6 protein-coding genes and 1 pseudogene are annotated in these 7,961 nt (G+C 51.2%); 6 read left to right on the top strand and 1 reads right to left on the bottom strand.

Annotation, left to right across the window (positions count from 1 at the left end):
- Positions 1–126: 126 nt before the first annotated feature.
- The 3 genes and pseudogenes from AB4H76_RS23680 (at position 127) to AB4H76_RS23670 (ending at position 2,943) form a co-directional block, all read left to right on the top strand.
- Entirely contained in the window at positions 127–990 is an 864-nt protein-coding gene (locus tag AB4H76_RS23680; RefSeq protein WP_000621336.1) for a YicC/YloC family endoribonuclease, read from the top strand.
- A 220-nt stretch (positions 991–1,210) separates the two neighbouring features.
- A pseudogene (dinD, locus tag AB4H76_RS23675) lies at positions 1,211–2,035 on the top strand (DNA damage-inducible protein D).
- A gap of 290 nt (positions 2,036–2,325) precedes the next feature.
- The gene (locus AB4H76_RS23670) at positions 2,326–2,943 is read left to right on the top strand and encodes a trimeric intracellular cation channel family protein (RefSeq protein ID WP_000924289.1); all 618 of its coding nucleotides are present in this window, start codon (positions 2,326–2,328) and stop codon (positions 2,941–2,943) included.
- On the opposite strand, the gene ligB is transcribed toward AB4H76_RS23670, so the two are convergent.
- Entirely contained in the window at positions 2,940–4,622 is a 1,683-nt protein-coding gene (ligB, locus tag AB4H76_RS23665) for an NAD-dependent DNA ligase LigB (RefSeq protein WP_000870047.1), read from the bottom strand. The two genes, AB4H76_RS23670 and ligB, sit on opposite strands and share 4 nt — an antisense overlap.
- A 257-nt stretch (positions 4,623–4,879) precedes the next feature.
- Between ligB and gmk the strand changes: the two genes are divergently transcribed.
- From gmk to spoT, 3 genes are read left to right on the top strand one after another with little or no spacing between them, the layout of a single operon-like run.
- Positions 4,880–5,503, top strand: a complete 624-nt coding sequence (gene gmk, locus AB4H76_RS23660; RefSeq protein WP_001295237.1) for a guanylate kinase — start codon at positions 4,880–4,882, stop codon at positions 5,501–5,503.
- 54 nt (positions 5,504–5,557) lie between these two features.
- On the top strand, positions 5,558–5,833 hold the full coding sequence (gene rpoZ, locus AB4H76_RS23655; RefSeq protein WP_000135058.1) for a DNA-directed RNA polymerase subunit omega: 276 nt from the start codon (positions 5,558–5,560) through the stop codon (positions 5,831–5,833).
- 18 nt (positions 5,834–5,851) lie between these two features.
- Complete coding sequence (gene spoT, locus AB4H76_RS23650; RefSeq protein WP_000280488.1) at positions 5,852–7,960, top strand: bifunctional GTP diphosphokinase/guanosine-3',5'-bis pyrophosphate 3'-pyrophosphohydrolase; 2,109 nt, start codon at positions 5,852–5,854, stop codon at positions 7,958–7,960.
- Position 7,961: the final 1 nt, after the last annotated feature.

The raw sequence follows: 7,961 nt of genomic DNA, 5'->3' as shown, positions 1-7,961 counted from the left end.
ATTGAAATCTCCGGCTTGAAACAAATGTGGCTGCGCATTATACGGACTTCCGGCGGTTATTCCTATCCTGACAAGGCATCGATGGCTATAATCCTTCCACCTCTCCTTTTATAAACAGGAACGTCTATGATCCGCAGTATGACCGCCTACGCCCGGCGTGAAATCAAGGGTGAATGGGGGAGCGCAACCTGGGAAATGCGCTCGGTAAACCAGCGTTATCTGGAAACTTACTTTCGTCTGCCGGAGCAGTTCCGTAGCCTTGAACCTGTCGTTCGCGAGCGTATTCGTTCTCGCCTGACGCGCGGTAAAGTGGAATGTACCCTGCGCTATGAGCCAGATGTTAGCGCGCAAGGTGAGCTGATCCTCAACGAAAAACTGGCTAAACAGCTGGTAACTGCCGCGAACTGGGTAAAAATGCAGAGTGACGAAGGGGAAATCAACCCGGTTGATATTCTACGCTGGCCGGGCGTGATGGCAGCCCAGGAGCAGGATCTTGACGCCATTGCCGCTGAAATTCTCGCGGCGCTGGATGGTACGCTGGACGACTTTATTGTCGCGCGCGAAACCGAAGGTCAGGCACTGAAAGCATTGATCGAGCAGCGTCTGGAAGGCGTCACCGCCGAAGTGGTCAAAGTCCGCGCCCATATGCCGGAAATCCTGCAATGGCAGCGTGAGCGTCTGGTCGCGAAGCTGGAAGATGCTCAGGTTCAGTTGGAAAACAACCGTCTGGAGCAGGAGCTGGTTCTGCTGGCACAACGAATTGACGTTGCCGAAGAACTGGACCGCCTGGAAGCGCATGTCAAAGAGACCTACAACATTCTGAAGAAAAAAGAAGCCGTTGGTCGTCGTCTGGACTTTATGATGCAGGAATTCAACCGCGAGTCGAACACTCTTGCGTCGAAGTCTATCAATGCCGAAGTGACAAACTCCGCGATTGAGCTGAAAGTGTTGATTGAGCAGATGCGCGAGCAGATTCAGAATATTGAGTAACTCGTAACACTAATTCTTACTTTTCAGCCTTCACAAATGCCGCCCACTCAAACAGAGCGGCATTTTTCTTCCCCGCAACTTCAATTCTGTTTTGCGTGCCTGCTCCAGATTTTGCGATGTTTTTTTGCCCAGCACACTGAGAACGTGAGATACTCACAACTGTATATAAATACAGTTACAGATTTACTTTCTTTGCAATCGATATCACATGGAGTGGGCAATGAACGAACATCATCAACCTTTTGAAGAAATACGGCATTATGGCACTGAAGGGCAAGAATTTTGGTCAGCTAGAGAATTGGCACCGTTACTGGATTATCGGGACTGGCGCAATTTTCAAAAGGTACTGGCCCGCGCGACTCAAGCGTGCGAAGCCAGCAATCAAGCTGCATCTGACCATTTCGTTGAAACCACCAAAATGGTTGTATTAGGTTCAGGGGCTCAACGAGAACTTGAAGATGTTCATCTCTCCCGCTATGCCTGTTACCTGGTAGTACAAAACGGCGACCCTGCGAAACCGGTTATTGCGGCAGGGCAAACTTATTTTGCTATCCAGACCCGACGGCAGGAGCTGGCTGACGATGAAGCTTTCAGGTAACTTCGTGAAGACGAAAAGCGTCTTTTTCTGAGAAATGAATTGAAAGAACATAACAAACAATTGGTTGAGGCAGCACAGCAAGCTGGGGTAGCGACAGCTACTGATTTCGCCATATTTCAGAATCATGGTTACCAAGGGCTGTATGGTGGATTAGATCAGAAAGCCATCCACCAACTGAAGGGGCTGAAAAAGAGTCAGAAGATCCTGGATCATATGGGTTCAACAGAACTGGCGGCTAATCTCTTTCGAGCTACCCAAACAGAAGAAAAACTCAAGCGGGATGGCGTGAATTCAAAACAGCAAGCTAATACCACACACTTTGACGTGGGTAGCAAGGTGAGGCAAACCATTCAGGAACTTGGCGGAACCATGCCTGAGGAGTTGCCGACCCCGCAGGTCAGCATCAAGCAGTTGGAAAACAGTGTAAAAATTACAGAGAAGAAATAGCAGAAACTAAAAACTCTTTTTGTTGATTGAGACACCCGATGCGTAAGCCAAGGTCCAGGTGCAGTGAACACAATGGCTAAATATTGCACCTTTCTTTTCCCCCCTCAGTTTTAACCTATTTTTTCTTATGCATTTTCTCAGACAAGAAGTCAGAAGAATGCATCTCTGCTACAGAAAATAGCGATTTCACATAACTACAAGTTATCAATTTCCCCTCACCTTAAAAAATCTCAATCGTGACAATGCGCACAAATCGCTACCCTGCCAGACAGATTTTTAGGGAGAGAACCATGCTGTTACACATTTTGTATTTGGTTGGCATTACTGCCGAAGCCATGACGGGGGCGCTGGCGGCCGGACGACGGCGCATGGATACATTTGGCGTAATTATTATTGCGACCGCCACCGCAATTGGCGGAGGGTCAGTGCGCGATATTCTGCTGGGCCACTATCCGCTCGGCTGGGTCAAACACCCGGAATATGTGATTATCGTCGCTACCGCCGCAGTACTCACCACTATCGTTGCTCCTGTAATGCCTTACCTGCGCAAAGTGTTTCTGGTGCTCGATGCGCTCGGACTGGTGGTCTTTTCTATCATCGGGGCACAGGTTGCACTGGATATGGGGCACGGCCCAATTATTGCCGTTGTCGCGGCGGTAACCACCGGCGTGTTTGGCGGCGTTTTGCGCGATATGTTCTGTAAACGCATCCCACTGGTATTCCAGAAAGAGTTGTATGCCGGTGTCTCATTTGCCTCCGCCGTGCTGTACATCGCGCTGCAACACTATGTTTCTAATCATGATGTGGTAATTATCTCCACCCTGGTATTCGGCTTTTTTGCCCGCTTACTGGCGCTACGCCTTAAGCTGGGATTACCGGTCTTTTACTACAGCCACGAAGGACACTAAGGTTCAAAACCTGTGATCTGCTGGGCAGCCAGCCAACTGCCCAGCTTCTTGATTTGCGCATTTTCCTTCCATTCAATAACCTGTCTGGCGCGCCCCGATCCAGTGCCCGGCAGCTGCTGCCAGAACTGCTCCGTGCTAAATAAAAGTTGCGACCAGGACCGTTCATCACTGGCATTAAGCGCCGCCCGGGTTAGCGGTATTCCCATTGCCATCACCCAGCGAGTAAAAGGCTGCTTACGAGCCAGATTAAACTGATGCCATAGCTGCGCACTTTTACTTTTCGCGATCCCCGGCGTGTTCTGTAATTGCTCTGGCGTTAATAAAAGCCAGGAAAAGATATGCTCAAAGCGATGAGTCTGATGCAGCGCGCGCCAGCCGGCCTCACCAATGCCATCCAGCCCAAGAACCTGTTTTGCCCCCAGCCAGACTAAGCGTGAAATGAACTGTTCCTGACAAACATCAGAAGCAAAGTAGCAGGTCAACGAGTTAAAGCGGTTTTCTGGCGGTGTCGGTTTTGTACGTTCTGCACCGCGCCACACCACATCATCAATGCGAGGAATACCCTGACCGGCAAGGCTGACGAGAATCTGATCACCAGGCGCAATATCCCACTCCTGCCAGCGCCTGACGGAACCAATATTCACCCGCTGGACTTTTTTATCATCCAGCATGACAGGTGCGAGTGACGCAACCACCGATATTTTACCGCTCTTACCCACCGCAAACTGAATTGCCTTCACTTCGGCAACCTGAGCTACAGGTTGATATTTCCAGGCCACCAGCCACTCTGCCTGGCCCGGTAGCCAATGGCGGGATTCTGGCTCTTTCGCCGCTCGTACAACTACGCCATCGGTGACGAAGGGTAATTCCGCTTTCCACCACTCATTGCGTACGCGCGCAACTTCATCAGCATTTTTCACCGCACGGGTATACGTCTGCGTTAGAGTAAAACCTGCGGTAGCCAGCTCTTTTAAACGATCAGACATTAACTGCGGTCCATCCGGCCATGCCCAGACAAAAACGCCCAGAGAATTCAGCGTGTCGCTATCGTCCTGGCGCATCATCAAGCCAGCAACTTTTGCGCGGGCATTTATTCCCCCCATTTGTTGTTGGATATGCCCCTCGCGCTGGAGAAATATTTCCCCCTGAAGCGTACTGTTGGCTAAAGGCCCGCTAACGGTTTGCGGCACAGCGGAAATTAAGCTAACTTTCTGCGTCCAGTCCTCGCCTTTCAGGCCATTACCGCGACTGATTGCTTTGTTCAGTTTCCCGTCCCGATAAACCAGGGTTACCGCAACGCCATCAACTTTTGGCTGCACCCAAAGATCGCTACGTTCTCGCATCCACAGACTTAATGCGTTTTTATCCACCATTTTGCGTACACCCGTATGGGCAACCGGATGCATAACCGCACCATTTAAAGGCGGCATCATCACGTCGCGGGGCTCGCTCCCAAAGCAGCGTTGCCACTGCGTAAGACGGGCGCTTAACTGATCGTAAACACCGTCTTCCACCTCACTTTTTCCTTCCTTCCAGTAGTCATCGTCCCACTGTTTTATTTGCTGTTGCAGGCGGGAAATTTCTTCCTGTGCTCTGGCTGGCGACCAGGCCGGACAGACCGCCCACACAGATGATTGCCAGCACAAGATACTTATTAATATCGCCATCCATACTTTCATCATCACCTCCGCTGTAGGTAGTCAGGCAGATATACAACGTGATGAAAGCAAAGCCGAGTGGCAAAAACGGAGTCTGCGAGGACGCTTCCTGAAAATCGTCTTTATTGCAGTGAATGACAGGCAAATGCGGAAGCAGCTACGCAAAACGCAACAACTTTGCGCAAAAAGTGTGAGCAAGGGCTACGTCACATGGCCGCGCCGTGTATAATAAGCTCGTATGTAGGCTTTATTTCGCTAATCACATACGAAAGATACTCATGGCTCAAGGCACGCTTTATATTGTTTCTGCCCCCAGTGGCGCGGGTAAATCCAGCCTGATTCAGGCTTTATTAAAAACCCAACCGTTGTATGACACCCAGGTTTCTGTTTCACACACCACACGCCAACCGCGTCCTGGTGAAGTCCACGGTGAACATTATTTCTTTGTTAATCATGATGAATTTAAAGAAATGATTAGCAGAGATGCGTTCCTCGAACACGCAGAAGTTTTTGGTAATTACTATGGCACTTCGCGTGAGGCCATTGAGCAAGTACTGGCGACCGGTGTCGATGTTTTTCTCGATATCGACTGGCAGGGCGCGCAGCAAATTCGCCAGAAGATGCCGCACGCGCGGAGTATCTTTATTTTACCGCCGTCTAAAATTGAACTGGACCGCCGTCTACGCGGTCGCGGTCAGGACAGCGAAGAGGTCATTGCAAAGCGTATGGCGCAAGCTGTTGCAGAAATGAGCCATTACGCCGAATATGATTACCTGATTGTGAATGATGACTTCGATACCGCGTTGACCGATTTGAAGACCATTATTCGCGCCGAACGTCTGCGCATGAGCCGCCAAAAGCAGCGTCATGACGCTTTAATCAGCAAATTGTTGGCAGACTGAACCTGATTTCAGTATCATGCCCAGTCATTTCTTCACCTGTGGAGCTTTTTAAGTATGGCACGCGTAACTGTTCAGGACGCTGTAGAGAAAATTGGTAACCGTTTTGACCTGGTACTGGTCGCCGCGCGTCGCGCTCGTCAGATGCAGGTAGGCGGAAAGGATCCGCTGGTACCGGAAGAAAACGATAAAACCACTGTAATCGCGCTGCGCGAAATCGAAGAAGGTCTGATCAACAACCAGATCCTCGACGTTCGCGAACGCCAGGAACAGCAAGAGCAGGAAGCCGCTGAATTACAAGCCGTTACCGCTATTGCTGAAGGTCGTCGTTAATCACAAAGCGGGTCGCCCTTGTATCTGTTTGAAAGCCTGAATCAACTGATTCAAACCTACCTGCCGGAAGACCAAATCAAGCGTCTGCGGCAGGCGTATCTCGTTGCACGTGATGCTCACGAGGGGCAAACACGTTCAAGCGGTGAACCCTATATCACGCACCCGGTAGCGGTTGCCTGCATTCTGGCCGAGATGAAACTCGACTATGAAACGCTGATGGCGGCGCTGCTGCATGACGTGATTGAAGATACTCCCGCCACCTACCAGGATATGGAACAGCTTTTTGGTAAAAGCGTCGCCGAGCTGGTAGAGGGGGTGTCGAAACTTGATAAACTCAAGTTCCGCGATAAGAAAGAGGCGCAGGCCGAAAACTTTCGCAAGATGATTATGGCGATGGTGCAGGATATCCGCGTCATCCTCATCAAACTTGCCGACCGTACCCACAACATGCGCACGCTGGGCTCACTTCGCCCGGACAAACGTCGCCGCATCGCCCGTGAAACTCTCGAAATTTACAGCCCGCTGGCGCACCGTTTAGGTATCCACCACATTAAAACCGAACTCGAAGAGCTGGGTTTTGAGGCGCTGTATCCCAATCGTTACCGCGTAATTAAAGAAGTGGTGAAAGCCGCGCGCGGCAACCGTAAAGAGATGATCCAAAAAATCCTCTCTGAAATCGAAGGGCGTTTGCAGGAAGCGGGAATACCGTGCCGCGTCAGTGGTCGCGAAAAGCATCTTTATTCGATTTACTGCAAAATGGTGCTCAAAGAGCAGCGTTTTCACTCAATCATGGACATCTACGCTTTCCGCGTGATCGTCAATGATTCTGACACCTGTTATCGCGTGCTGGGCCAGATGCACAGCCTGTACAAGCCGCGTCCGGGCCGCGTGAAAGACTATATCGCCATTCCAAAAGCGAACGGCTATCAGTCGTTGCACACCTCGATGATTGGCCCGCACGGCGTGCCGGTTGAGGTCCAGATCCGTACCGAAGATATGGATCAGATGGCGGAGATGGGTGTTGCCGCGCACTGGGCTTATAAAGAGCACGGCGAAACCAGTACTACCGCACAAATCCGCGCCCAGCGCTGGATGCAAAGCCTGCTGGAGCTGCAACAGAGCGCCGGTAGTTCGTTTGAATTTATCGAGAGCGTTAAATCCGATCTCTTCCCGGATGAGATTTACGTTTTCACACCGGAAGGGCGCATTGTCGAGCTGCCTGCCGGTGCAACGCCCGTCGACTTCGCTTATGCAGTGCATACCGATATCGGTCATGCCTGCGTGGGCGCACGCGTTGACCGCCAGCCTTACCCGCTGTCGCAGCCGCTTACCAGCGGTCAAACCGTTGAAATCATTACCGCTCCGGGCGCTCGCCCGAATGCCGCTTGGCTGAACTTTGTCGTTAGCTCGAAAGCGCGCGCCAAAATTCGTCAGTTGCTGAAAAACCTCAAGCGTGATGATTCTGTAAGCCTGGGCCGTCGTCTGCTCAACCATGCTTTGGGTGGTAGCCGTAAGCTGAATGAAATCCCGCAGGAAAATATTCAGCGCGAGCTGGATCGCATGAAGCTGGCAACGCTTGACGATCTGCTGGCAGAAATCGGACTTGGTAACGCAATGAGCGTGGTGGTCGCGAAAAATCTGCAACATGGGGACGCCTCCATTCCACCGGCAACCCAAAGCCACGGACATCTGCCCATTAAAGGTGCCGATGGCGTGCTGATCACCTTTGCGAAATGCTGCCGCCCTATTCCTGGCGACCCGATTATCGCCCACGTCAGCCCCGGTAAAGGTCTGGTGATCCACCATGAATCCTGCCGTAATATCCGTGGCTACCAGAAAGAGCCAGAGAAGTTTATGGCTGTGGAATGGGATAAAGAGACGGCGCAGGAGTTCATCACCGAAATCAAGGTGGAGATGTTCAATCATCAGGGTGCGCTGGCAAACCTGACGGCGGCAATTAACACCACGACTTCGAATATTCAAAGTTTGAATACGGAAGAGAAAGATGGTCGCGTCTACAGCGCCTTTATTCGTCTGACCGCTCGTGACCGTGTGCATCTGGCGAATATCATGCGCAAAATCCGCGTGATGCCAGACGTGATTAAAGTCACCCGAAACCGAAATTAAT

It is taken from the genome of Escherichia sp. UTM R2 (genome assembly GCF_048593455.1).
In the GTDB taxonomy this organism is placed as follows: domain Bacteria; phylum Pseudomonadota; class Gammaproteobacteria; order Enterobacterales; family Enterobacteriaceae; genus Escherichia; species Escherichia coli.
Note: the sequence above shows the minus strand (reverse complement) of the source record. Positions and strands in the feature narration are given on the sequence as shown.

Coding starts and splice junctions, on each gene's coding strand:
- AB4H76_RS23680 (WP_000621336.1), top strand. CDS start 127: ATGATCCGCAGTATGACCGCCTACGCCCGGCGTGAAATCAAGGGTGAA.
- AB4H76_RS23670 (WP_000924289.1), top strand. CDS start 2,326: ATGCTGTTACACATTTTGTATTTGGTTGGCATTACTGCCGAAGCCATG.
- ligB (WP_000870047.1), bottom strand. CDS start 4,622: ATGAAAGTATGGATGGCGATATTAATAAGTATCTTGTGCTGGCAATCA.
- gmk (WP_001295237.1), top strand. CDS start 4,880: ATGGCTCAAGGCACGCTTTATATTGTTTCTGCCCCCAGTGGCGCGGGT.
- rpoZ (WP_000135058.1), top strand. CDS start 5,558: ATGGCACGCGTAACTGTTCAGGACGCTGTAGAGAAAATTGGTAACCGT.